Genomic DNA, 24,571 nt, shown 5'->3' with positions numbered 1-24,571 from the left:
GGTCGGATGTGCCACGCTTGGACCATGCAATCTTCCGTCCTGACCGCCCCTGCAACGGATGAGCCGATCATCGATCCGGACCGGTTCGGCGAGCCGGACCCCGGGATGGGCAAGTTGACCGAGGAGGTCGTGGCAGGCCTGCCCGCCTACCTGCAGCCCTGGGTCGGCGCCGGCATCGCGATCGTCGTCGCGTTCGTGGTCACCTGGGTCGGGGCCGCCGTGGTGAACCGGGTCCTCCGACGCAAGCCGCTCCTGCGCGACGACATCAAGCGGGCCCGCTGGCCGTTGTTCCTGCTGCTCAGCTGCATCGGCACGCTGGGCTCGTTCGCCGTGACCGCGCCGGAGTCCGAGTGGCGCGGCTCGGTCGACTTCCTCCTGCTGGCCACGATGATCGCCGCGTTCGCATGGCTGGTGACCGTCCTGCTGCACCTCGTGGAGTCGATCCTGCTCTCCAAGTACCGCAGCGAGCAGTCCGTGGACGCCCGGCACATGGCCAAGCTCCGGACCCAGGTCTCGCTGCTCCGGCGGGTCGTGGTCGCGGCCGTGCTGGTGTTCGCCGTTGCAGGCATCCTGCTCCTGATCCCCGAGGTGCGGGCGCTCGGAGCCGGCATCCTGGCCTCCGCGGGCCTCATCTCCGTCATCGCCGGCATGGCGGTCCAGTCCACGCTCTCCAATGTATTCGCCGGGCTGCAGCTCGCCTTCACCGACGCCCTCCGCGTGGACGACACCGTGGTGATCGAGGGCTCGCGCGGCAACGTCGAGGAGATCACCCTGACCTACGTCGTCGTCAAGCTGATCGACGACACCCGGATGATCCTGCCCTCCACGTACTTCACCACCACCCCGTTCCGGAACTACTCGCGCGGGACGGACGACGTCTCCGGGGGCATCGAGATCGAGCTCACCTGGAAGGCGCCCGTGGAGCTGCTGCGGAAGCGGCTGGAGGACACGGTCGCGGCGAACCAGGCGTGGGACGGACGCGATGCGAGCCTCGCGGTCTCCGATGCGAAGGGCGGCCTGATGACGGTGTTCATCTGGCTCACCGCCCGCAATGCGGGCGACCTGTGGAACCTGCAGAACAGCGTGCGCGAGGAGCTGCTCCGCACGCTCCAGGAGCAGCACCCGGACGCGCTGCCGGAACCGGTGATCCGGGGCGGCGGCGCCTGACCCGATCGGTCCGCGACCGGACGGGATCGGGCCACGCGGGCCCGCCTGACGGAGTGGCGGGTCACCGATGGGGCAGAATGGTCCGGTGCCGTTCGACCAACCATCCGCCCCTGAGCAGCGGGAGAACCATCCCTGCCTGCGCCGCGTGGTGGCCGATTCCAGCGACCGGGTGGCGTGGCTGCGGGCGCGCACGCGCGGCATCACCGCGACCGATGTCGCCAAGCTCTCCACGCCGCGCAGCATCGAGGTCGCCGTCGAGGCGAAGCTCGGAGGGTCCGGGTTCACCGGGAACCCCTACACGGAGTACGGACGCACCAGGGAGCCGGTGATCGCGGACTGGGTCCTGCGGAACCACGGGATCGAGCCGAGCAGCCTCCTGTTCCACGCGGAGGCGGAGATCCGCCACCTGGCGACACCGGACGGCATCGCGATCCGCCCCGACGGGCGCGTGGAACTGGCCGAGATCAAGACGACCAACAAGGTCTGGCGCTCCATCCCGCGCCACTACCTCCGCCAGGTCTGGTGGCAGCAGTATGTGATCGGCGCCGAGCGTACGCTCATGGTCTGGGAGGAGCACCGGGACTTCCGGCCGCTGCACGACGAGCCCCGGATCCAGTGGGTGGACCGCGACGACGAGCAGATCGCCGATCTCATCCGCAATGCCAACCGCCTGATCGACCTCCTGCACCACCGCACGGTCGCCCAGCAGGAGCGCGCCGCCCGCCGCGCCGACTACGGACCCGCCGCGCTCAACTACTGAGCCCGGCCTCTCCCGCGCCCCCTGCAGTGGTCCCGCCTCTGCACGAGCCGTGTCGCCTGCTCCGGGCCTTCCCCGAGCGGACCCCGAGACCGGGCGGCGAGCCCCCTGAAATACCGGCGCGACGGCCCGGAGATCCGGACGGATCCCTCCTCTGCGGGCCGGTCAGGATCTAGTCTGGCGCCATGGACACTCACGACGCCGTCGATGCACCGGCCCGGAGGCCGGGCCGACCCGCCCGGAGGCCGCTCCGCTCCGTGCTCCTGACGATCACCCTGGTGGTACTCGGCGCGGCCGCCATCGCGGCCGCCGTCCACTTCGGCCGGCCCCTGCTGCCGCTCTTCAGCGACCCGGAGACTGCCCGGGAGACGATCGGCGGGCTGGGCGCCGCGGCTCCGCTGGCCTTCATCGGCCTGCAGGTGGCGCAGGTGGTCATCGCGCCCCTGCCGGGCCAGGTCAGCGGGCTCGTGGGCGGGCTGCTGTTCGGGCCGTGGCTGGGGCTGCTCTACACGATGATCGGGGCGTTCATCGGCTTCTGGCTGGTGTTCGTCCTCGCCCGACGGCTCGGCCGGCCGTTCGTGGAGCGCTTCGTCAAGCCCGCGACGCTGGAGCGGTTCGACCGCCTGATCGCCCGGCGCGGCGCGTTCGTCCTGTTCCTCATCTACCTGCTCCCGGCCTTCCCGGACGACATCGTCTCCTTCGTGGCCGGACTGAGCACCCTGCGGATTCGGACGCTGCTCCTGGTCTCCCTGGCCGGCCGGCTCCCCGGCTACCTGGTGCTGAGCTTCGCGGGGGAGGGCCTCACCGGCGAGAACATGAACCCGATCGTCGTCGGCGGGGCGGTCCTGCTCACGCTGGGCATGGTGGCCCTGTGGCAGCGCCGCTGGATCCACGAGTTCGTCGCCAGCGAGGACCACGCGGCGTTCCTGCGCGCCTCGTGGCGGTTCTCGCTCGGCTGGACGATCCTCCTGGCCATCGGCCTCGCGGGCCTCGTCGCCTTCCTGCTCTGGGCGGCCCTCGTTCCTCCGGTGCAGTAGGGTCCCACCGGTGCAGGAGGGGCCCGCTGGGTCAGCAGGGGGCCGGGTCAGTGCGTGAAGATCGCCACGGGGCGGTCCTCGATCCGGTGCACCCGCACGTCGGTGTCGAAGACGTCGGTGAGCACGTCGTCGCGCATGATCTCGTCGGGGCTGCCGGTGTGGCAGACCTGGCCGTCCCGGAGCGCGATGATGTGGTCCGAGTAGGACGCCGCGAAGTTGACGTCGTGGATCACGATCACGATGGTCTTGCCCAGTTCGACGGCGGCGCGGCGGAGCTGGCGCATCATCAGCACGGCGTGCTTCATGTCCAGGTTGTTCAGCGGCTCGTCCAGCAGGATGTACTCGGTGTCCTGGGCCAGCACCATGGCGACGTACGCGCGCTGCCGCTGGCCCCCGGAGAGCTGGTCCGTGAACCGGTCCTGCAGAGCGGTCAGGTTGAGGAACTCCAGGGCGCGGTCCACGGCGGCGCGGCACTCCGGGGTGGGCCGTCCCTTCGAGTGGGGGTAGCGGCCGAAGCCGACCAGGTCGCGCACCGTGAGCCGGGCGGTCATGTGGTTCTCCTGCCGGAGCACGGAGATCAGCCGGGCGAGGTCGGCGCTGCGGGTCGTGGCGACGTCGTGCCCCTTGACCGTGATGTGCCCGGCCGAGGGGTCCATCAGGCGGCCGATGATGGTCAGCAGCGTCGACTTGCCGGCGCCGTTCGGGCCGATCAGGGCGGTGACGCCGCCGGCGGAGATCCCGCCCGTGACGGGCCCGAGGACCCGGAGGCCGTTGTAGTCCTTGACGACGTCGCTGAAGGCGATCACAGCTTGCCCTTTCGCAGCAGGAGCAGCAGGAAGAGGGTGCCGCCCGCGAATTCGATGATGACGGTCAGGAAGCCCGACGCGTAGAAGACGTGCTCCAGGACGAACTGCCCGGCGGTCAGGGTCAGGAGACCCAGCAGGAACGCCATGGGCATCACGTACTGGTGCCGGTGCGTCCCGGCGACCTGGTACGCGAGCGTCGCGACGACGAATCCGAAGAAGGTCATCGGCCCGGCCAGCGCGGTGGAGAACGCGACCATGACGGCGATCAGCACCAGCATCACGGTCAGCTCGCGTTTGTGGTCGATGCCCAGGTTCTGCGCGGCGTCGCGGCCCAGCAGGAGCACGTCCAGCCGGAAGCGCCGGCGCCACAGCACGAGTCCGACGGCGGCGCACACGGCGAACGCGAGCGGGAGGTAGTCGGAGTCGACGGAGCTCATCCGGCCCATCAGCTCCACCGAGAGCATGTCGTAGTCCGTGGGGTTCAGGAGCCGCTGGACGAAGACCGAGATCGAGTCGAACGCCATGCCCAGGACCACCCCGACCAGCAGCAGCACGTAGAGGCTGCCGAACCGGCCGGAGAACAGCCAGCGGTACAGGAGCGTCGCGAAGACCACCATCAGCAGCGTCTCCGCGATCAGCTTCGGGATGCCCTCGACGCTCGCCAGGAAGACGCCGCCGAAGACCCAGACCAGGATGGTCTGCATGAACGTGTAGAGCGAGTCGAAGCCCATGATCGACGGGGTCAGGATCCGGTTGTGGGTCACCGTGTGGAAGACCACGGTCCCGACGCCCTGCGTGAAGGCGACCACCAGCATGGTGCCGAGCATGGCGAGCCGCTGGTCGATCGCGAAGGCGAACGAGCCGCGGATGAACAGGAAGAGCAGGCAGCACGACGCCGCGGCGGCCAGGGCTCCCACCAGGACCAGCCGCTGGCCCGGACCGAGGCGTGCGGGACCGAGGCGAGGGGGACCGAGGCGTGCGGGACCGGGGTCGCGCCCGGTGACGGCCCGTTCCCCGCCGGGCTCCGGCGTCGTACCCCCGGCATCCGGGCCGGCGGGCGCGGCGTCAGGGGCGGGCGTGCGGTTCGAATCAAGCATTGACATGTCTGCGCTGCCTCAGGACCAGGGCGATGAACACGACGGCGCCGACGACGCCGAGGATGACGGACGCCGGGATCTCCATCGGCATCACGATGGTGCGGCCGATCAGGTCGCACACGAGCAGGAGCACGATGCCCAGGAGGGCGACCCACGGCAGGTTCCGGCGCAGATCGTCGCCGAGGACCATGGACACCAGGTTCGGGACGATCAGCCCGATGAACGGGATGAAGCCGACGACGACGGCGGTCACTCCCGTGGCGAGTGCGACGATCGAGACGCCGAGGAAGACGACCCGGTGGTAGTTCAGGCCGACGTTCGTGGCGATGTCGCGGCCCAGGCCCGCGACCGTGAAGCGGTCCGCGACGAAGTAGGCGGCCCCGCAGGCGAGGGCGGCCAGCCAGAGGGGCTCGTAGAAGCCCTCGACGATCCCGCTGAAGCCGCCCGAGCGCCACGCGGACATGGTCTGCAGGAGGTCGAAGGTCCCCGCGATGAAGGTGCTGAAGGATCCGACGACGGCGCCGAGCATGATCCCGACGAGCGGGACCACCAGGGAGTCCTTGACGCGCACCCGGTTCAGGAAGGCGATGAAGATCCACGTGCCGCCGAAGGCGAAGACGATGGCCACGGCCATCTTCGCCAGCGGAGGAGCGCCCGGATTCACGAGCAGCACGGCCAGCATCCCGAGGCCCGCCCACTGGGCCGTGCCCGCCGTGGTGGGCTCCACGAACTTGTTCTGGGTGATGAGCTGCATGATCACGCCGCAGATGGCCATCGCGGCGGCGGCGAAGACCAGGGCCAGCGTGCGCGGGACGCGTGAGACCCAGAACATGTGCTGGACCCCGGGGTCCGTCAGGAGCCCGTGCAGGGTGATCTCGTAGCCGCCGATCAGCAGCGATGCCGCAGTCAGCGACAGGGCCGCCACGACGATGGCGGCCAGGAAGAGGCGTGAGGAGGCGGTGCGCATGGGGGCCTTCGGGGAGGGGCGCGGGCCCCGCGTGGGGCCCGCGCCGGTGGCTGCTACTCGGCCGAGAACGCGTCCGCGATCTGCTGGTAGGCGGCCGTGTAGGCCTCGATGCCCTCGGTGACGTAGAACGTCGGCTCCAGGTAGATGATCTGGTCCCCGGCGTGGAACGTGGTGTCGCCCCAGACGCCGCCGAGCGCCTCGACCAGCGACTCCGCCGGCGTGAACTCCTCGCCCTCGGCGGAGACCGCCGCGTCGCGGTCCATGACGATCATCCAGTCCGGATCGGCCTGGGCGACGGTCTCGGGGGCCAGCCCGGAGTCGTTGTGCACGGACTCGCCGTCCAGGTCCTGCTGGGCGAAGACGTCCTCCAGGTTCACGCCCTCGAGGAGCCGCCCGATGCGGCCGGCACCGTTGTCGATCCGGCCGCCGGAGGCGTTGGCCAGGAAGACGGTCTCGCCGCTGGTGGCCTTCTCGGCGGCGGTCTGGGCGTCGTCGAGGGCGGCCACCAGCTCCGCGGCCCGCTCCTCCTCGCCGAAGATCTGGCCCAGCACCTCGGTCTGGTGGCGGAGGCCGCCGAGCCATCCGTCCTCCGACGCCTCGTCCGGCTGCACGTCCACGACCGGGGCGATCTTCTCCAGGTCCTCGGTGTACTCGGTGAAGCGTCCGCCGCCGATGATCAGGTCGGGCTCCGCGGCGCTGACCGCCTCGAGCTGGGCCTCGCGGTGCGAGCCGGCGTCGGCGATCTCCGGGTCCTCCTCCCACTCCGCGTAGCCCTCGGCCGGCAGCAGGGGCTTCGGCACGGCGACGGGCTCGACGCCGAACGCCTTGACCGTCGCGAACGTGGTGTTGTTCAGCACCGCCACGCGCTGCGGCTCGACGGGGACCTCCATCTCGCCGTTGTTCGTCTGGACGGTGACGGTCCGCGGCTCGGCGGACGACGCCGGGGCGTCGCCCGCCGCGGGGGCGGTGCTGCCGCAGGCGGCGAGCGACAGGACGGCGGCCCCGGCCGCGGTCAGCGTCAGGGCGGACTTCAGTGAAAGCTTCATCGACTTCTCCTGGGCGAGAGCGGAGCGCCGGGCGGCCATGGCCACGGACGCTGCAGAATTAGAACACGGGATCGTTTCGAAAACCCCGTGTCGCATTGAAAGCTACACCAAGGGTTGCCTAACTTGGAAACGGGCGAGGGGCGTCGGGTCATCGTGTGACCTGTTTCTCACCCGCGGGCACATTTCCGTAACACTAGTTTTGTGTAATTGGGCTGAGTGAGGCTAGCCTTACTCCTTGGCGACCCGTGCTCGCCGACCCCTGAACACGATCCCCGACCGCAAGGACGTCCCATGGCCATCACCCGTCGCGCCGGACTGCTCGCAGCAGCAGCCGCCGTCGTTCTCACCGCCTCGGCGTGCTCCGGCTCCGCCGCACCCGCGGAGTCCGCAGACTCGCAGCAGGGCGCGGGAGGCTTCCCCGTGACCGTCGAGCACATCTACGGCGAGACCGTCATCGAGGAGCAGCCGGAGCGCGTCGCGACCGTCTCGTGGGTCAACGCCGACACCGCGCTGGCCCTCGGCGTGGTGCCCGTCGCCATGCCCGAGGACTCCTGGGGCGGCAACGAGAACGGCTCCACCGACTGGAAGGACGCCAAGCTCGAGGAGCTCGGCGCCGCGATCGGCACCGAGAACGCCCCGGTGCAGTACTCCGAGGCCGACGGCATCAACTACGAGGCCCTCGCGGAGTCCACGCCGGACGTCATCCTCGCGGGCTACTCGGGCCTGACGCAGGAGGAGTACGACAAGCTCTCCAAGATCGCGCCGGTCGTCGGCCCGCAGAAGGAGAACTACCTCGCCTCCTGGCAGTCCGTCACCGAGGCCACGGGCGCCGCCCTGGGCAAGTCGGACGAGGCGGAGAAGGTCGTCGCCGACCTCGAGGCGCAGTTCGCCTCGGTCGTGGAGGAGAATCCTGTCCTGGAGGAGACCACCTTCATCGCCGGCAACGTGGACGCGGCCGCCAACACGCTGAGCCTCTACGCGGGCGACGACACGCGCCCCCGCTTCTTCAAGGCGCTCGGCATGGAGCAGGCCCCGGTCGTCGACGAACTGGTCGAGGACGGCCAGTTCTACGGCGACGTCTCGCCGGAGCGCAGCGCCGAGCTCGAGTCGGACGTCTTCTACAGCTGGGTCGCCGGCGAGGAGGGCGCGGAGGCCGTGCGGAACCACGACCTCTTCAAGCAGATCCCGGGCGTCGCCAACGGCGGCTTCGTCACCACGACGGACGACCACTCGACGCTCGCGATCTCCTCGGCCTCGGCGCTCAGCCTGCCGTGGGCCATCGAGAACGTCGTGCCGGACGTCGTCGCGGCCGCCGAGGCCGCAGCCCAGTAGGCACCCGCCAGAGCAGGGGCCCGGCCGGTCCGCGAGCAGCGGAACCGGCGCCCGCGGGGGCGGTCAGGGAATGGACCGCCCCCCCGGAACGGGCATCAGAGGGCGGCCCGCCCGGCCGGGTCGAGCGTCGCCAGATACGAGAGTTGAGCAGCAACGGAATGCTCCGCAGCACCGCGCACCGAGGAGTCGACGTCGGCATAGACCACGTCGGCCACTCGGCGCACGTCCGGTGCGGCGGGGCTCCCGCCGTCCTCGGGGGCGATCCGCTGCGCGTCCGGCGGCGGATCCAGCGGCGGATCCAACTGCAGATCCAATTGCACGACGGCGTCGCGCACCTGGCGCAGCCGCTCCAGACGGTGCATCCGGTAGGCGGCCGCGATGGCGGCGAGGTCCGGGAGGACGGGGCCGTGGGCCGGGAGCACCGTGGCGGCGCCGAGGCCGGCCAGCAGCTCCAGGCTCCCGAGATAGTCGCCGAGCGTCCCGTCCGGGAAGTCGAGGATGGTGGTTCCGCGGCCCAGGATCGTGTCCCCGGTCAGCACGGCGCCGTGCGGCCCGTCGTCCGGGAGCAGGAAGCACACCGAGTCAGAGGTGTGGCCCGGCGTCGCCAGGACGCGGATCCGCAGGCCGGCGGCGGCCACCACCTCCTCGGGGCGCAGCGGATCGCCGTCGCCGGCCAGCGTCCCGTGCAGCGGATGCCCGGGCGCCGCCGGCCGGCAGTGCTCGGGCAGGACCGCCCGCACGGGCGCACCGGTCAGCGCGTGCAGCCGGTCGATCCCCTCCGTGTGGTCGGGGTGCCGGTGGGTCACCAGGACCAGCTCCACCGGGCCCTCGGCGGCCAGCGCTCCCAGATGGCCGGCGTCGTCAGGCCCCGGGTCCACGACCACCGTGCCTTCGGCGCCGGGGAAAGCGAGAACATAGGATTGCGTGCCGTCCAGGGTCATGGGCCCCGGGTTGGGCGCCAGCAGCTGGCGGGCGAAGGCGGAGACGGACTGCGCGGGACTCTGCGTCATGCCCCCCAGTGTGGTCGGCCGCGGGAGCGGATGACAACGCGCGCGGCCGGACGCCGCCCGGCGGGCCCGGCCGAGACCTCCACGACGACGCGACGGAAGACGACATGACTGAAGCTCTCACCCGGCGCGTGCCGGGCGCCCGCGGGCCCGCTCGCGCCGGCGGCGGGGCGCCCGCCACTCCCGGCGCCCCCGACGTCCCCGGCGCCGTCCAGGGGCCGGCCGGCGGCTCGGGCGGTGGGCAGGGTGCCCCGGCCGGGCGGCGCCGCTCGCTCCCGCGCGTCCTCGCGATCGCCGTCGGACTCGGCGCGCTCCTGGTCCTCGCGGCCGGCCTCTCGCTGACCGTCGGGGCCCGCAGCACCGGCCTGTCCGTGGTCTGGGACGCGCTGACCGCCTTCGACCCCGCCGACGGGGACCACCTGGTGGTGCACTCGCGGATCCCGCGAACCGTCGCCGGGCTGCTCGCCGGACTCGCGCTCGCGCTCGCCGGCACCGCCCTGCAGGGCATCACCCGGAATCCGCTGGCCGACCCCGGCATCCTGGGCCTGAACGCCGGCGCCGCGCTCGCCGTGGTCCTGGGCATCCACCTGGCCGGCGTCGTCGACGTCACCGGGTTCGTCTGGCTCGGCTTCGGCGGCTGCGCACTCGCCGCCGTCGTGGTCTACGTCGTCGCGAGCATCGGCCGCGAGGGGGCCACGCCGGTGAAGCTCGCGCTCGCCGGCGCCGCGCTCACGGCCGGATGCACCTCCGTCATGCACGGGGTGCTCATGATGGACCAGACCGCGCTGGACGGCTTCCGCTTCTGGCAGGTCGGCACCCTCGGCGTGCGGACCACGGAGACCATGGTCTCGCTGATCCCGTTCCTCGTGGCCGGCGCCGCCGTCTGCCTGCTCTCGGCCCGCCTGTTCAACGCGCTCGCCTTGGGGGACGACGCCGCCGCCGGGCTCGGCATCCGCGTGGGCCGCGGGCGCGGCCTCGCCGCCGTCGGCGTGGTCCTGCTCGTCGGCACGGCCGTGGCGATCGCCGGGCCCATCGCCTTCGTGGGGCTCGTCATCCCGCACGGGCTGCGCGCCCTCATCGGCGGCGACTACCGGGCGCTGCTGCCGTTGTCCGCGCTCGCCGGGCCGGTGCTCCTGCTCCTCGCCGACACGCTCGGCCGCGTGGTCCTGCCGCCCTCGGAGGTCCAGGTCGGCGTCATGACCGCCGTGATCGGCGCGCCCTTCTTCATCTGGCTGATCCGCACGCGGAAGCAGGTGGCCCTGTGACCGCGACCGTCACGGACCGCACCGTCCCCACGCTGCGCCGGCCCCACCGCGGGCGGCGGATCGCCGCGGCCCTCGGCGGCGCCGTCGTGGTCCTGTTCCTCGTGAAGCTGCTCCTGGGCTCCCTGACCGTGACCGTGCCCGAGCTCCTCGCCGTGCTCTCGGGCGAGACCGTCCCGGGCGTGAGCTTCATCGTCATGGAGGACCGGCTGCCCACGGCGCTCGTCGGAGCGCTCGCCGGCGCCGCGCTCGGACTCTCCGGCACGATCTTCCAGACGCTCCTGCGCAACCCGCTGGCCAGTCCGGACATCATCGGGATCGGCTTCGGGGCCGCCACCGCCGCCGTGACGGGGATGCTGGTGCTCGGCCTGCAGGGGCCCTGGCTCAGCGTCGCCGCGTTCGTCGGCGCCCTGGCCGTGGCCCTCGTGGTGTACTTCCTCGCGGACTCCGGACAGCACACCGGCGGGCGCCTGATCCTCATGGGCATCGGTGCCGGCGCCATGCTCCACGCGGTCATGAACTACCTGCTCACCAGCACCGACGTGCGCAGCGCGGGCGACGCGCTGCACTGGCTGGTCGGCTCGCTCTCCAACAGCAACTGGGAGCGCGTGGGGACCCTCGCGGCGGCGCTGGCCGTGCTGGCACCGCTGACGGCCTTCGCCGCCACCCGGCTCAAGGTGCTCCAGCTCGGCGACGACGCCGCCGCCGGCCTCGGCGTCGACGTCTCCCGGAGCCGGCTGACGCTGGTAGTGCTGGGAGTCGCGCTCACCGCGGCCGCCACATCCGTCACGGGACCGATCGCGTTCGTCGCGTTCCTCGCGGGCCCGCTGGCCCGGCTGCTCACGGGCGGCCGCACCGACTTCCTCTGCTCGGCGCTCGTCGGCTCGGCCCTCGTGCTGGCCGCCGACTTCGCCGGCTCCAATCTCTTCGGCGACACCAGTCTTCCGGTCGGGGTGGTGACCGGCGCGCTCGGCGCGCCGTTCCTGCTCTGGCTCCTGGTGCGCTCCAACCAACAAGGAATGGGAGGCTGACATGGCCCGTCTCGAAGCCCAATCGCTCACCCTCGGCTACGACAAGTCGATGATCGTCAACGACCTGACCCTGGAGCTGCCCGCGGGCGAGGTGACGATGATCGTCGGCGCCAACGGCTGCGGCAAGTCCACGCTGCTGCGCGGCATGGCCCGGCTGCTCAAGCCCTCGGCCGGCTCCGTGGTGCTCGACGGCAAGGACATCCACACGCAGCCGGCGCGCGAGATCGCCAAGGTGCTCGGCCTCCTGCCGCAGACCCCGATCGCCCCGGACGGCATCACCGTGCGCGAGCTCGTGGGGCGCGGCCGCTACCCGCACCAGGGCTGGTTCCGCCGGTGGTCCGCCGAGGACGATGACGCCGTCGGCCGGGCGCTGCACGCCACCGGCACCGAGGAGCTCGCCGAGCGCGCCATCGACGAGCTCTCCGGCGGCCAGCGCCAGCGGGTCTGGATCGCGATGGCCCTCGCCCAGGAGACCGACCTGCTGCTGCTCGACGAGCCGACCACCTACCTCGACGTCGCCCACCAGCTGGAGGTGCTCGACGTCGTCGCGGACCTCAACCGCCGCCGCGGCACCACCGTGGCGATCGTCCTGCACGACCTGAACCTGGCCGCCCGCTACGCCGACAACCTGGTGGCGCTCAAGCACGGCGACGTGTACGCGCAGGGCCACCCGGCCGCCGTCGTGACCGAGAAGATGGTCCAGGACGTCTTCGGCATGCCCTCACGCGTGATCCCCGACCCCGTGGCGGGGACGCCGCTGGTCCTGCCGATCGGCCGCCACCGCGTGGTCCGCGACCCGGAGCAGAGCGCAGGCCGCCCGGCCGCTGCCGACGGAGGCGCCGGCACCGTGCCCAGCGTCGCCGCGGCGCCCACCGCCGCCGTCGCGGAGGACGCCGAGCACGCCGGCGTCGACGCGCCCCGGCCCGGTGCCGAGGGCAGCGACGGGCTGCTCGCCGCGCTCGACGCGTGCCCCACGGTGGCCTTCGAGCTGACCGCCGTGGCCGCGACGACCCTGAGCCCGAGCTACCGCCGCGTGACCTTCACCGGCGCGGACCTGGCCCACTTCGGGACCGGCGGGCACCCACTGGACCTCCGGATCAAGCTCGTCATCCCGTCCTCCACCGCCAGCGGCGCGGACCACTTCGCGGCCCTGCGCCCGGATGGGCGGATCGCTGCGGACGACGTCGCGGGCTGGTACCGCAAGTGGCTCGCCGTGGACCCCGAGGAGCGCGGGTGGCTGCGCACCTACTCCATCCGCTCCTTCCGCCCCGCCGGGCACCCCGGCAACGTCGGCGAGTTCCCGGAGATCGACATCGACTTCGTGCTGCACGTCAAGCGCGAGGGTGGCAAGCTCATCGGCGGGCCTGCGTCGGTCTGGGCCGCCGAGGCCGAGCCGGGCGCCCGGATCACCATGCTCGGCCCGAACTCCAGGCTGTGCGCGCCCGACTACGCCGGCATCGAGTTCCGCCCCGGGACGGCCCGGCGCGTCCTGCTGGCCGGCGACGAGACGGCCGCGCCGGCCATCTGCTCCATCCTCGAGACCCTGCCGCCCGGGATGACCGGCAACGCGTTCATCGAGGTCCCGGGCGTGGACGACATCCAGGGCTCGTTCACCCGGTCCGGTGTGTCCGTGCAGTGGCTCCCGCGCGGATCGCGGCCGCACGGCGAGCTCCTCAACCAGGCCGTCCGCTCCGCCGTCGCGATCCCGGCGGCCGGCGCCGTCGTTCCCGGGCAGGACCCGGAGGACATCGACGTGGACTCCACGATCCTCTGGGAGACCGCGGAGGCCGGCGCCCACCCGTTCTACGCCTGGCTCGCCGGGGAGGCCGGGACCATCAAGGAGCTCCGCCGGTACCTGGTGCGCGACGCCGGCCTGAACCGCAAGCAGGTCTCGTTCATGGGCTACTGGCGCCGCGGCAAGGCGGAGATGTAGCGGCCGGCGCCCGTCTGGTCCGGCCGGCGCCCGCGAGCGGCGGCCGGCCGGGCTACTCCGCGGTGGTCTCCCAGTCCTCGGGTCCGCGGGAGCCGGCCGGGTACGTGTCCATGGGGACCTCGTTCGCCGCCCAGGCCTGCAGCACCGGCGTGACGATCCGCCAGCACTCCTCGGCCGCGTCGCCGCGGACGGCGAGGCGCAGGTCGCCGTCGAGCATGGAGGCGAGCACCTCGCCGTAGGGCTCGAGCTGGCCGCCGCCGAGCTCGCCGGTCAGCTCCGTCTGCTCGAGCGTGAAGGGGTCGCCTCGCCCGTTGGTGGTGACCCGCAGGGTGAAGCAGTCCGGTTTGAAGTCGATCGTCAGCGAGTCGGGTGTGTTCCGCCCCTGCAGCCCGCCCGGCACGTGCGCCGGGTCGCGGAAGTGCACGATCGCCTGCTTCTGGCCTCGGCCGAAGGACTTGCCGCTGCGCAGCACGAAGGGCACGCCCGCCCACCGGTGGTTGGCGATCTCCACCTGGATCTCGGCGAGCGTCTCCGTGTTCAGCTCCGGGTCGACGCCCTCCTCGCTGGTGTAGTCGGGGACGTCGCGCTCGCCGATGCGGCCGGCGGTGTAGCGTGCGCGGCGGGAGTGCCGGGCCGGGTCCGGGACGCGGGCGGCCCGCAGGACCTGGCCGACGGCGTCGCGCAGGTCCCTCTCCTCGATCGAGGCCGGCTGGTCGATCGCCATCAGGGCCATGACCTGCAGCAGGTGGCTCTGCAGCATGTCCCGCAGGGCGCCCGCGCGGTCGTAGTAGCCGGCGCGCCCCTCGAGGGTGACGGTCTCGTCGTAGAAGATCTCCACCCTCTCGATCGAGTCGCGGTCCCAGACCCGCTCGAAGAGCCGGTTCGCGAAGCGCAGGCCGAGGATGTTCAGGACTGTGTAGAGGCCCAGGAAGTGGTCGATGCGGAAGATCTGCTCCTCGGGGACGATGCGCGTGAGGAGTCGGTTGAGCTCCCGGGCGCGCTCGCCGTCGGTGCCGAAGGGCTTCTCGGCGGCGAGGATGGTCTGCTCCGGGAGGTCGACGTCCACCAGCGCCTCGCAGACCTTGGCGGTGATGTGCGGGGGGAGCGCGAAGTAGACCACCAGGCGGTTCTCCGCGGCGAGGTCGAGGGAGTCGACCAAGGACTGCAGGGCTCGAGCGTCGGTGGCGTCGCCCGCCGTGTAGCTCGTCGTCTCCAGGGCCCGGTCGAGGGCAGTTCGGTCGGGCGAGTCCTGGCCGCCGTCCGGCTCCGCGGGTGCGGGGACGCCCTGCTCGAAGGCCTGCCGCACGAGGTCCCGCCACTCGGCGTCGTCGATCTCCTTCAGGTCCGAGCCCGCGACGCGCACCTCCCGCGAGGGCTCCGCCGCGAGCAGCGTCGCGAGGCCGGGCAGGAGCAGTCGGGACGTCAGATCGCCGGAGGCTCCGAGTATCAGCAGCGTCGTTTCAGCCATGGTCATACTGTGGCACGTCGCCCGCGGCGGCGGAACCGCCCGGTGCGGGGTTCCCCGTCGGCAGGACGGACGTGCCGCCGCCGGCGGGTCAGTCCTCGGCTGCGGCCAGTCGGTGCAGGATCCGGGCGAGCTCCGCGCGGTCCTCCGCCGGCAGGACGGAGAAGTACTCGTCGGAGAGCCGCCGGCGCTCCTCGTGGATGCTGCGGGCCAGCCCGAGGCCGTCGGCGGTGAGGGCGACGAGGACCGCGCGGCGGTCCGCCGGGTCGGGGCGGCGGGCCACGAGTCCCTTGCCCTCCAGCTGATCCACCACCTCGGTGGCGGTCCGGGCGGCGATCCGCAGCCGCGCGGCGAGGTCCTTGGGCCGCATGCACGCGGGCCCCTCCGGCCCGTCCCCCCGATCCTGCTGCGGCACGGGCCGATCCTGCTGCCGCACGGGCCGATCCTGCTGCCGCACGAGTACGTTCAGGGCCCGCCACTGGAACGGCGTGAGGCCCCAGGGTGCCAGCTGCTCCGTCCACGTCCCGCGCAGGCGGCGGAACGCGGCGTGCATGAGGTGCCCGAGGTCGGCCGGGTCGTGATCGTGCTCCATACCACCCACCCTACCCGTTGTTACCCAGCCACATTGTGAGGTAACCTCACCAATCGGAGGTGATGCCGGGTGGCACTCACAGCACAGACGACGCGTGGGTCCTTTCCCCGCCCAGCGGACGACGGCGGACGCGGCGGACCGGCCCGCGTCTCCGGCGCCGACCGGGAGCAGCTCGAGCGGCGCCCGGCCGAACTGCGCCGCATCGCAGCGCTCTTCGCGCCGCATCGCGGGACCATCGCCGTCGTCGTCCTCCTCATCACCGTCTCCTCGGTGGTGGGCCTGGCCCAGCCCTTCCTAATCCGCGCGGTGATCGACGAGGCGCTGCCGCGCCAGGACCTCGCGCTCCTGCTGCGACTGACCGGTGCGATGGTGGCGGTCGCGGCGGCCACGGCCGCCGTCGGCGTCGTCCAGACCTGGCTGGCCACCCGGATGGGCCAGCAGGTCATGCACGCGCTGCGCACCCGGCTCTTCACCCATCTGCAGGCGCAGTCCCTCGGCTTCTTCACGCGGACCCGCGGCGGCGAGGTTCAGTCCCGGCTCACGCACGACATCTCCGGGATGCAGGGCGTGGTCACGTCCACGGCGACATCCGTGGCCTCCCACCTGACCACCACCGTCGCCACGGCGGCCGCGATGGTCGCCCTCTCGCCGCGGCTGAGCCTGATCTCCCTGGCCGTCCTGCCGCCGGCGGTCCTGCTGTCCCGCCGCGTCGCGCTGCTCCGCCGGGACATCACCGCGGCCCGCCAGCGCGAGCTCGCCCGGCTCCACACCCAGGTGGAGGAGGGCCTCTCCGTGTCCGGGGTGCGCCTGGCGAAGACACTGGGCACGGCGGAACGCGCGGCCCGGGCCTTCACCGAGTCCTCGGAGCGGCTGATCGGGCTCGAGATCCGCTCCCAGCTCGCCGGGCAGTGGCGGATGGCGACGATGGGCCTAGTCTTCGCCGCGATCCCGGCGGCGATCTACCTGGCGGCCGGCCTCTCCGGGGCCGGCACCGCCGGCGCCGGGCTGAGCATCGGCACCCTCGTCGCCTTCACCGCCCTGCAGGCCGCCATCTTCCGCCCGGTCATGGGGCTGCTGAACGTCGGCGTCCAGTGGGTCACCGCCCTGGCGCTGTTCAGCCGCATCTTCGAGTATTTGGACCTGGTCCCGTCCGTCGCGCCGCCGGCCTCCCCGGTCCGTGTGGACCCCGCGCGGGTCCGCGGCGAGGTCCGGTTCGAGGGCGTGGACTTCCGGTACGACGGCGAGGCCGTCCTCAGCGGCGTCGACCTGACGGTCCCGGCGGGCAGCACGACGGCGATCGTCGGGGCCACCGGCTCCGGCAAGTCCACGCTGGGCGCCCTGGTGCCGCGGCTCCACGACCCGAGCCGCGGGCGCGTCACGATCGACGGGGTGGACGTGCGGGAGATGGATCCGGCGGACCTGGCCGCGATCGTCGGCGTCGTCAGCCAGGAGTCGTATCTGCTCCACTCCAGCATCCGGGAGAACCTCGGGCTCGCCGCGCCGGACGCGGACGAGGACCGCCTGTGGGAGGCCCTCGAGGCCGCCCGCCTGGCCGACACGGTCCGCCGCCTCCCGGACCGCCTGGACACCCTGGTGGGGGCCCGGGGGCACCGCTTCTCCGGCGGAGAGCAGCAGCGGCTCGGGATCGCCCGCACCCTGCTGAAGAACCCGCGCGTGCTGGTGCTGGACGAGGCCACGAGCGCCCTGGACACCGCCACCGAGGCGGAGGTCCAGGCGGCCCTGGACCGGCTGGCGGCCGGGCGCACCACGCTCACGATCGCCCACCGGCTCTCCACGGTCGTCGCAGCCGACCAGGTGGCGGTGCTCGACGCCGGCCGGATCGTCGAGCGCGGCGCCCCCGGCGAACTGCTCGCCGCCGGCGGCGCCTTCGCGCGGCTGGCCGCCGCCGGCCCCGGCCTCAATCACCGCCCCGGCCAGTACTCCGGGGCAGGTGCCGATTCCAGCCGCCGGCACTAGGCTGGGCGCCATGAGCGACCTGCAGACCGCGCCGGACGAACTGGTGTGCCGGGCCGGCGACCCGTGCACCGGCGTCGTCCTGCTGGAGCCGCGCGACGTGCCGCTCGGCGGGACCCGCGCCATGGACGTCCGCCGCACCCTGCCCCAGCGCCACCGCAGCCTCATCGGCGCCTGGTGCTTCCTGGACCACTATGGCCCGGACCGGGTCTCGGCGACCGGAGGCATGAACGTCCCGCGCCACCCGCACACCGGGCTGCAGACGGTCAGCTGGCTCTTCACCGGCGAGATCGAGCACCGCGACTCCGCCGGGTTCGAGGCGATCGTGCGTCCCGGCGAGCTCAACCTGATGACCGCCGGTCGCGGCATCAGCCACTCCGAGTTCTCCACCCCGGGCACCGAGGTGCTCCACGGCGTCCAGCTGTGGCTCGCGCTGCCGGACCGGGCGCGGGGCATGGAGCCCACCTTCGAGCACTACGCGCCCCGGCCCGTGCACCTGCCGGGCCGAGCACCCAGCACCGCCCCCGGCCGCACGCCCACCGGCGAGGCCCCCGGCGGCGTTCCCTCCGACGGCGACGTGTCCGGCGCAGGGGGTGCCGAGCTGCGCGTCTTCCTCGGTGAGCTCGCCGGCAGCGCCTCGCCGGTGACCGCGCACCACCCCACCGTCGGCGCCGAGATCCTCGTCGACGCCGGGGCCTCCGTGACCCTCGAGCTGGACCCGGACTTCGAGCACGGCATCCTGCTCGACGCCGGCGATCTGGCGATGGACGGACACATCGTGCCGGGCAACCACCTGGCGTACCTCCCGACGGGGCGCACCGCCGTCGTCCTGGCCGCGGGGGAGCGGCCGGTGCGGGCGGTCCTCATCGGCGGCGCCCCGATGGGCGAGCGGATCATCATGTGGTGGAACTTCGTGGGCCGGGACCACGACGAGATCGTCGCCTACCGCCGCGCCTGGCAGGCCGAGATCGGCGCCGAGCCCGCCGACGGGAGCGCCCCGGCGTCGGCGGAGTACGACGACGGCGCCCCCTACCCGCGCTTCGGCAGGTTCCCGGAGGGCACGCCTCCGCCGCTGCCGGCGCCGACGCTCCCGAACGTCCGGCTCCGGCCGCGCGAGCAGTAGCCGGACCCCGCAGCCAGCATCCACAGCCCGACCACGCAGGAGGAACCATGTCAGAGGAAGCCCCGCACATCGACGGCGGCGCGGACCAGAACGCCGACATCCTGGTCCGGCACGACCCGGACCGGCAGCGCTACGAGCTCGTCGACGCGGGCGCCTCCGGCGAGCCCGTCGTCGGCAGCGCCCACTACCGGCCCTACGGCGACGACGCCAGGATCTTCTTCCACACCGTCGTCGACGACGAGTACAGCGGCCGCGGCCTCGCCGGGACGCTCGCGGCCTTCGCCCTGCGGGAGACCGTGGAGACCGGGCTGCGGATCATCCCGGTCTGCCCCTACATCAAGGTCTACGTCGCGAAGCACCGGGACGAGTTCGGCGGCCACGTCGACCCGGTGCGCCAGGAGCACGTGGACGCCGTCCAGGGCGGCGACGGGGAATAGCCCGCCCGGCAGGGCCAGTCAGCAGAGTCACGACACCGAGGAGACCCGCATGGCAGACGAGACGAACAGCAGCGACCGGGGCACCGCCCATTCCACCCGCGGCAGCTACGTGACGGGCGGGGAGTTCACCCGGGACACGAACTACATCGAGGACCGGATCGTCTCCGACGTGGACGCCGTGAGCGCCCTCCCGCCGGCGGAGCCGTCCAAGATCGGCGAGCTCGGCGTCGGACTGACGGAGGGGGCCACCGCGTGGCCGGCGGAGCCGGGCAGGTACCGGCTGGTGGCTGCCCGCGCCTGCCCCTGGGCCAATCGGGCACTGATCGTCCGCCGTTTGCTTGGGCTCGAGGACGCCATCTCCCTGGGCACCCCGGGACCGGTCCACGACGCCCGGTCGTGGACCTTCGACCTGGACGAGGGCGGGAGGGACCCCGTGCTCGGGACCGAGCGGCTGCAGGAGAACTACTTCAAGCGGTTCCCGGACTACCCGCGCGGCATCACCGTCCCGGCCCTGGTGGACGTGGAGTCCGGCGCGGTGGTCACCAACAACTACCCGCAGATGACCCTGGACTTCTCCACGGAGTGGCGGGACCACCACCGCGAGGGCGCGCCGGACCTGGTGCCGGCGGCGCAGTGGGAGGAGATGAAGCCGGTCATCGAACGGATCTTCACGGAGGTCAACAACGGCGTCTACCGGTGCGGCTTCGCCGGGAGCCAGGAGGCCTACGACGAGGCCTACGACCGGCTCTGGGCCGGGCTGGACTGGCTGGAGGAGCGCCTGGCCGGCCGGCGCTACCTCATGGGGGACACCATCACGGAGGCGGACGTCCGCCTCTTCACCACCCTCGTGCGCTTCGACCCGGTCTACCACGGCCACTTCAAGTGCAACCGCAGCAAGCTGTCCGAGCTGCCGGCGCTCTGGGGCTACGCCCGCGACCTCTTCCAGACGCCCGGCTTCGGCGACACGATCGACTTCGTCCAGATCAAGCAGCACTACTACGTGGTCCACGAGGACGTGAACCCCACCCAGATCGTCCCGAAGGGCCCGGACCTCTCCGGGTGGCTCACCGAGCACGGACGCGAGGCGCTGGGCGGCAGTCCGTTCGGCGACGGGACCGCACCCGGGCCGGTCCGCCCCGGCGAACGCGTCGCACCCGGGCACAGCCCCCTCTACCCCGCGTAGCCGGCACGGCCCGGCACCGGACCGGTGTCGGGCCGGTGTCGGGCCGACGGGCGGCGGGCGGCGGGCGACGGTCGGGGGCCCACCCGACGCCCGGCCCCGGGGCCGCCGACAGCCGGCGCCTTCCCGCGGGAGGCCCGTGGCAGGATGGACGCCATGACGATCACGGCAGCCGCAGACGGCTCAGCACTGGGCAACCCGGGCCCGGCGGGCTGGGCCTGGTACATCGACGAGGCGAACTGGCGGGCCGGAGGTTGGCCGCACGGCACCAACAACATGGGCGAGCTCATGGCCGTCCTGGACCTCCTCAACGCCACGGCAGACCGTGCCGGCGAGCCGCTGCACATCCTGTGCGACTCCCAGTACGTCATCAACTCGGTGACCAAGTGGATGAAGGGCTGGAAGCGTCGCGGCTGGAAGAAGGCGGACGGCAAGCCGGTCCTCAACGTCGACCTGCTCAAGCAGCTGGACGCGGCGCTCGCCGGCCGCACCTACACGTTCGAATGGGTCAAGGGGCACGCAGGCCACGAGCTGAACGAGGCCGCCGACGTGCGCGCCCGTGCCGTCGCCACGGCCTTCCAGCGCGGCCTCGAGCCGGACAGCGGCCCCGGCCTGACACTTGGCTCGGCCGCCGCGCCGGTCATCGCCGCGCAGGCGAGTCGCCCCGCGGCGGGCCGCGCCACGGCCAGCGGCACCACGGCCAGCGACACCACGGAGCTGCCCCCGGAGGCACCCGGTCATTCCGCCCCGTCAGCCCTCGCGGAGGCGCCGGTGGCCGGGCGGCACACTGCCGAGCCCGATCTCTTCAGCTCGCTCGAGGAGCCGGCGTTCGACGACGTCCAGGAGCTCGGCACGGGCAGCGTGGAGACCGACGCGGTGGTGACTCTCGAGCGCGAGCTGCTGGAGCCGGCCGTGCGCGCCGACCCCAGCCAGGTGTCCTACCTGCTCCACCCCGACTTCCGTCAGGTCAGCTCCACGGGCCAGCTGCAGGACCGCGACACCGCACTGGCCCTCCTCGAGGAGGGCGCCCAGAGCCCCGCCGGGACTTTCGAGCTGCTGGACGCCGGGCGGACGGGCGCGGGCGCGCTCCAGGTCCTCTACCGGCTCTCCGGTGCCGGCTACAGCGCCGTCGTCAGCTCGCTCTGGGAGCGCCACGGCGACCGCTGGCGCCTGCGCTTCCGCCAGTCCACCCCCGAACGCTGAGCGCCGGCCCCATGCCTTTCGTGCATCCACGCTTCCAGGTCGTCGCCGACGCCTTCGAGGGCTTCGCCCGCGACGAGCCCGGCTACTCCGGGCAGCTCGCCGTCTACCTCGACGGGGTGCCGGTCCTCGACCTCGCGGTCGGCGAACACCTCGGACCGGACGACGTCACCGGCGTCTTCTCCTGCTCCAAGGGGGCCGCCGGGCTGGTCATGGCGCTGCTCGTCCAGGACGGCCTCCTCGACCTGGACGATGCCGTGGCCCACCACTGGCCCGAGTTCGACGCCGCGGGGAAGGGGGACGTCACCGTCCGCCAGCTCCTCTCGCATCAGGCAGGGCTGACCGGCGTCGAGGGCGGATTCTCCGAGGACGAGTACATCCAGTCCGAGCTCGCCGCCGCGAAGCTGGCCGCCGCGGCTCCCCGCTGGCGCCCCGGCACGGCCCACGCCTACCACGGGCTGACCATCGGCGTCCTGATGGAGGAACTGGTCCGCCGCATCACCGGCAGCCGGCTCCAGGAGGTCTTCGACCAGCGCGTCCGCGCCCCGCACGGGGCGGACTTCTACCTCGGGCTGCCGGACGAGCAGGACCACCGGTACCGGGACGTCCTCAAGCCGCTCCAGCCAGGACCCCCGGTCGACGTCGACCCGTTCGGCCACCTCGGGCTCGCCTTCAACTCCACCGCTGGATTCGCCGACGCGGGCGGGGCACCACTGGATCTGCTCGACCTGCCCAACCAGCGACGCATGCGCCGCGCCGGGATCTCCGCGGCCGGCGGCGTCGCCAGTGCCCGCGGCATGGCGCGGGTCTACGCGGCGGCGAGCACCGGCCTCGTCCTGGAGGAGGGCGGGCGCGCCGACGCACTGCTGTCCCAGGAGACACAACTCGCCTTCGCCCAGACGCAGGTGTACGGCCCCGACCTGGGCCACGGGGAGCTGGGCGCCTACGGCGTGGTCTTCATGGCCTCCCACCCGGGCAATGACTACGGCTCCTGGCGGGTCTTCGGGCACAACGGGGCGAACGGCTCGATCGGCTACGCCGACCCGGCCTACGGGCTGGCCGTCGGCTACGTCCCAGCGCGGGCGGAGGCCAACGGCACCGCGTCGCGCAACGGCAGGCTCAGCGCGGCACTGCGCCGGGCGGCCCTGCAGGCGCGTACGCCGCAGGGATGATTTTCCCCGCCGTGTGCCGTCCTACGGCACACGGCCTACCGAGGACGGGTCTAGGGTGAAGCAGTGGATTTCAGCAAACGGTATGTGGCACTAGGGGACTCCTTCACTGAGGGGGTGGGCGATCCGGATGCCGGCCGTCCCAACGGCGTCCGCGGCTGGGCCGACCGGGTCGCGGAGCAGCTCTGCGCGTCCGAGGCCGACTGGGGGTACGCGAACCTGGCGATCCGTGGGCGGAAGCTGCCCCAGATCGTCGCCGAGCAGGTCCCGCGCGCCCTCGAGCTCGAGCCCACGCTCGTCACCATCTCGGCCGGCGGCAACGACATCCTGCGGCCCCGGGTCGACGTCGACCAGATCGCCCAGCAGCTCGAGGGCGCGCTGAAGGACCTCAAGTCGACCGGGGCCGACGTCGTCGTCTTCACGGGGTTCGACGTGTCCAACTCGGGCCTGATCTCGGCGACGCTCGGCCGGGTCGCCCTCTTCAACGAGCGGCTGCGCGAGATCGCGGACCACCACGGGATCGTGCTCGCCGACTACTGGCGCTGGCGCGAGTTCCAGAACTGGGGGTACTGGGACGAGGACCGCCTCCACATGAACACCGCCGGGCACACCCTCATGGCCACGCGGGTCCTCGACGTCCTGCGGAAGGACCACACGATCGAGGTCCCCGAGCTCCAGACCCCCGCCGCCCGGACGCGGGCGGCGGAGCTGAAGCGCAACGCCGAGTGGGGCAGGACCCACCTGGTCCCGTGGATCCAGCGCCGGCTGACCGGCCGCAGCTCCGGTGACGGGATGTCGCCGAAGTACGCCGACTACGTCCGGCTCGGCGAGGCGGAGGCCGACGCTCCGGGACATCCCTGAGCCCGCACGGGCCGGACCCTGGGTTGCCCCCGGTTTCCCTCGCTTGCCCTTGGAACGCCCGGACCGTCGGCTGACGATGGAGGCATGAGCCTCCGAGAACTGCCCCGTACCGCGTCGGTGCCCGCGTCCTTGCCCGCATCCGTATCGACTCCGCCGACGGCCCCGGCCCCGGGGCACCGGACGGCGTCCTCGACCCCCGCCCTCCGCCTGCCGCGCCCGGGCGGGAGGCGGCCGCTGCCGCCGTGGGCGGCCGGATTCGCCGCGTCGTTCGCGATCGTGCAGATGGTGGTCGCCGTGGCCGTCTGCCTGCCCGTCTTCGCCGGGCTGGCGAGCTCCGACTACCTGATGGCGCTGACCCCGTTCCTCATGTGGGCGCCGGCGCTCGGTGTGCTGGTGCTCCATGCGGTGCTCCGCCCGCCCGTGCGGCTCATCGACTGGAGCGGGCTCCGGCTGGCATCGCGGCGACGGGCCGGCCGGGCGCCGGCCGCCCGACGCCCTGCCACGCCGGCCGGCGTCGTCGGCTGGTCGCTGCTCCTGCTGCTGGTCCTGGCCGCCGCGGCGGCGGCCACGATCGGCCTGGCCGCACAGCTCGGCGCCGTCGACTGGGAGCCGGACCCCGGCGCCACCTCCGCCGCGGCCTGGGTGCTCCCGCTGGTGCTGGTCGGCATGCTCGCCGCGGCGGGCGAGGAGATCGCTTGGCGCGGCTACCTGGCCAGCACGCTCGCCCCCTGGGGCTTCGTCCGCTCGTCGGCGGCGATCGGGGCGTTCTGGGCCCTGTGGCACCTGCCGCTCACCGCCTCCTACGCGATGGACGGCGCCACGGCCTGGCGCGACGTCGCCGCCACTACCGTGAACCTCTTCCTCGCCGCGCTGGTCCTGGCCGCCGTGCGATACGCCTCCCGGTCCGTGTGGCCCGCGATCGCCGGGCACGCGATGCTCAACACCGTGCTCGTCTTCGCGTACTCCAACCTGATGACGCCCGCCCGGACGCTCGACGACGCCTCCTACTGGACGTTCCAGTCGGTCGGCTGGGGCGTGCTGCTCGTCGTGGCCGCCCTCGGTGCCGCGTTCGTCACGGTGCGGCACCGCCCCTCGGCCGGGGCGGTCGCGCGCGACTAGGCTGTGGTC

General features: G+C 72.8%; 22 protein-coding genes. 15 read left to right on the top strand and 7 right to left on the bottom strand.

Annotated features, from left to right (window positions below; genetic code table 11):
• Window positions 1-24 precede the first annotated feature (24 nt).
• The 3 genes from ABD784_RS08810 to ABD784_RS08800 all read left to right on the top strand — a co-directional run bounded on the left by ABD784_RS08810 (window position 25) and on the right by ABD784_RS08800 (window position 2,961).
• Window positions 25-1,167 carry a mechanosensitive ion channel family protein gene (locus ABD784_RS08810; protein WP_344883004.1) on the top strand — a complete coding sequence of 381 codons (1,143 nt, stop codon included), beginning with the start codon at window positions 25-27 and terminating at the stop codon, window positions 1,165-1,167.
• A 67-nt stretch (window positions 1,168-1,234) separates the two neighbouring features.
• Complete coding sequence (locus ABD784_RS08805; protein ID WP_425582947.1) at window positions 1,235-1,927, top strand: YqaJ viral recombinase family protein; 693 nt, start codon at window positions 1,235-1,237, stop codon at window positions 1,925-1,927.
• A 182-nt stretch (window positions 1,928-2,109) separates the two neighbouring features.
• The gene (locus tag ABD784_RS08800) at window positions 2,110-2,961 is read left to right on the top strand and encodes a TVP38/TMEM64 family protein (RefSeq protein ID WP_344882998.1); all 852 of its coding nucleotides are present in this window, start codon (window positions 2,110-2,112) and stop codon (window positions 2,959-2,961) included.
• Between the two features lie 47 nt (window positions 2,962-3,008).
• On the opposite strand, the gene ABD784_RS08795 is transcribed toward ABD784_RS08800, so the two are convergent.
• The 4 genes from ABD784_RS08795 to ABD784_RS08780 are packed head-to-tail and all read right to left on the bottom strand — an operon-like array spanning window position 3,009 to window position 6,877.
• Window positions 3,009-3,767 carry an iron ABC transporter ATP-binding protein gene (locus ABD784_RS08795; RefSeq protein WP_344882995.1) on the bottom strand — a complete coding sequence of 253 codons (759 nt, stop codon included), beginning with the start codon at window positions 3,765-3,767 and terminating at the stop codon, window positions 3,009-3,011.
• The gene (locus tag ABD784_RS08790; protein WP_344882992.1) at window positions 3,764-4,870 is read right to left on the bottom strand and encodes an iron chelate uptake ABC transporter family permease subunit; all 1,107 of its coding nucleotides are present in this window, start codon (window positions 4,868-4,870) and stop codon (window positions 3,764-3,766) included. The genes ABD784_RS08795 and ABD784_RS08790 overlap by 4 nt, the downstream gene beginning before the upstream one ends.
• A complete protein-coding gene (locus tag ABD784_RS08785) occupies window positions 4,857-5,831 on the bottom strand; it encodes an ABC transporter permease (protein WP_344882989.1) in 975 nt (324 codons plus the stop codon). Before ABD784_RS08785 ends, ABD784_RS08790 begins: the two co-directional genes overlap by 14 nt.
• Window positions 5,832-5,884: 53 nt before the next feature.
• The gene (locus ABD784_RS08780) at window positions 5,885-6,877 is read right to left on the bottom strand and encodes an ABC transporter substrate-binding protein (protein ID WP_344882986.1); all 993 of its coding nucleotides are present in this window, start codon (window positions 6,875-6,877) and stop codon (window positions 5,885-5,887) included.
• A gap of 291 nt (window positions 6,878-7,168) precedes the next feature.
• Here ABD784_RS08780 and ABD784_RS08775 point away from each other — a divergent pair, with 291 nt between their 5' ends.
• Complete coding sequence (locus ABD784_RS08775) at window positions 7,169-8,209, top strand: ABC transporter substrate-binding protein (RefSeq protein WP_344882983.1); 1,041 nt, start codon at window positions 7,169-7,171, stop codon at window positions 8,207-8,209.
• Between the two features lie 95 nt (window positions 8,210-8,304).
• On the opposite strand, the gene ABD784_RS08770 is transcribed toward ABD784_RS08775, so the two are convergent.
• The gene (locus ABD784_RS08770; protein WP_344882979.1) at window positions 8,305-9,219 is read right to left on the bottom strand and encodes an MBL fold metallo-hydrolase; all 915 of its coding nucleotides are present in this window, start codon (window positions 9,217-9,219) and stop codon (window positions 8,305-8,307) included.
• A gap of 104 nt (window positions 9,220-9,323) precedes the next feature.
• On the opposite strand from ABD784_RS08770, the gene ABD784_RS08765 reads away from it, so the two are divergent.
• Genes ABD784_RS08765 through ABD784_RS08755 form a run of 3 tightly spaced genes read left to right on the top strand, consistent with a single transcriptional unit; the run spans window position 9,324 to window position 13,442 of the window.
• The gene (locus tag ABD784_RS08765; protein ID WP_344882976.1) at window positions 9,324-10,481 is read left to right on the top strand and encodes a FecCD family ABC transporter permease; all 1,158 of its coding nucleotides are present in this window, start codon (window positions 9,324-9,326) and stop codon (window positions 10,479-10,481) included.
• Window positions 10,478-11,509, top strand: coding sequence for a FecCD family ABC transporter permease (locus ABD784_RS08760; protein ID WP_344882973.1), 1,032 nt, complete (start codon window positions 10,478-10,480; stop codon window positions 11,507-11,509). Before ABD784_RS08765 ends, ABD784_RS08760 begins: the two co-directional genes overlap by 4 nt.
• Before the next feature lies 1 nt (window position 11,510).
• On the top strand, window positions 11,511-13,442 hold the full coding sequence (locus tag ABD784_RS08755; protein WP_344882970.1) for an SIP domain-containing protein: 1,932 nt from the start codon (window positions 11,511-11,513) through the stop codon (window positions 13,440-13,442).
• A gap of 52 nt (window positions 13,443-13,494) precedes the next feature.
• On the opposite strand, the gene ABD784_RS08750 is transcribed toward ABD784_RS08755, so the two are convergent.
• Both ABD784_RS08750 and ABD784_RS08745 read right to left on the bottom strand, forming a co-directional pair.
• Window positions 13,495-14,910 (bottom strand): glucose-6-phosphate dehydrogenase, encoded by a 1,416-nt coding sequence (locus ABD784_RS08750; RefSeq protein ID WP_344882967.1) that lies wholly within the window; start codon window positions 14,908-14,910, stop codon window positions 13,495-13,497.
• Window positions 14,911-14,998: 88 nt separating this feature from the next.
• Window positions 14,999-15,499: a MarR family winged helix-turn-helix transcriptional regulator gene (locus tag ABD784_RS08745; RefSeq protein WP_344882964.1), complete on the bottom strand. Its 501-nt coding sequence runs from the start codon at window positions 15,497-15,499 to the stop codon at window positions 14,999-15,001.
• Between the two features lie 69 nt (window positions 15,500-15,568).
• On the opposite strand from ABD784_RS08745, the gene ABD784_RS08740 reads away from it, so the two are divergent.
• The 8 genes from ABD784_RS08740 to ABD784_RS08705 all read left to right on the top strand — a co-directional run bounded on the left by ABD784_RS08740 (window position 15,569) and on the right by ABD784_RS08705 (window position 24,562).
• The gene (locus ABD784_RS08740; RefSeq protein WP_344882961.1) at window positions 15,569-17,476 is read left to right on the top strand and encodes an ABC transporter ATP-binding protein; all 1,908 of its coding nucleotides are present in this window, start codon (window positions 15,569-15,571) and stop codon (window positions 17,474-17,476) included.
• 10 nt (window positions 17,477-17,486) lie between these two features.
• Complete coding sequence (locus ABD784_RS08735; protein WP_344882958.1) at window positions 17,487-18,596, top strand: pirin family protein; 1,110 nt, start codon at window positions 17,487-17,489, stop codon at window positions 18,594-18,596.
• 47 nt (window positions 18,597-18,643) lie between these two features.
• Window positions 18,644-19,033: a GNAT family N-acetyltransferase gene (locus tag ABD784_RS08730; RefSeq protein WP_344882955.1), complete on the top strand. Its 390-nt coding sequence runs from the start codon at window positions 18,644-18,646 to the stop codon at window positions 19,031-19,033.
• 49 nt (window positions 19,034-19,082) lie between these two features.
• The gene (locus tag ABD784_RS08725) at window positions 19,083-20,216 is read left to right on the top strand and encodes a glutathione S-transferase family protein (RefSeq protein WP_344882951.1); all 1,134 of its coding nucleotides are present in this window, start codon (window positions 19,083-19,085) and stop codon (window positions 20,214-20,216) included.
• Window positions 20,217-20,369: 153 nt separating this feature from the next.
• The gene (locus ABD784_RS08720) at window positions 20,370-21,416 is read left to right on the top strand and encodes a ribonuclease HI family protein (protein WP_344882948.1); all 1,047 of its coding nucleotides are present in this window, start codon (window positions 20,370-20,372) and stop codon (window positions 21,414-21,416) included.
• A gap of 11 nt (window positions 21,417-21,427) precedes the next feature.
• On the top strand, window positions 21,428-22,585 hold the full coding sequence (locus ABD784_RS08715; protein WP_425582946.1) for a serine hydrolase domain-containing protein: 1,158 nt from the start codon (window positions 21,428-21,430) through the stop codon (window positions 22,583-22,585).
• Window positions 22,586-22,648: 63 nt separating this feature from the next.
• Entirely contained in the window at window positions 22,649-23,443 is a 795-nt protein-coding gene (locus ABD784_RS08710; protein ID WP_344882941.1) for an SGNH/GDSL hydrolase family protein, read from the top strand.
• Window positions 23,444-23,527: 84 nt separating this feature from the next.
• Window positions 23,528-24,562, top strand: a complete 1,035-nt coding sequence (locus tag ABD784_RS08705) for a CPBP family intramembrane glutamic endopeptidase (RefSeq protein WP_344882938.1) — start codon at window positions 23,528-23,530, stop codon at window positions 24,560-24,562.
• Window positions 24,563-24,571 lie beyond the last annotated feature (9 nt).

It is taken from the genome of Zhihengliuella alba, from assembly GCF_039538765.1.
Taxonomy (GTDB): Bacteria; Actinomycetota; Actinomycetes; order Actinomycetales; family Micrococcaceae; genus Zhihengliuella; species Zhihengliuella alba.
Note: the sequence above shows the minus strand (reverse complement) of the source record. Positions and strands in the feature narration are given on the sequence as shown.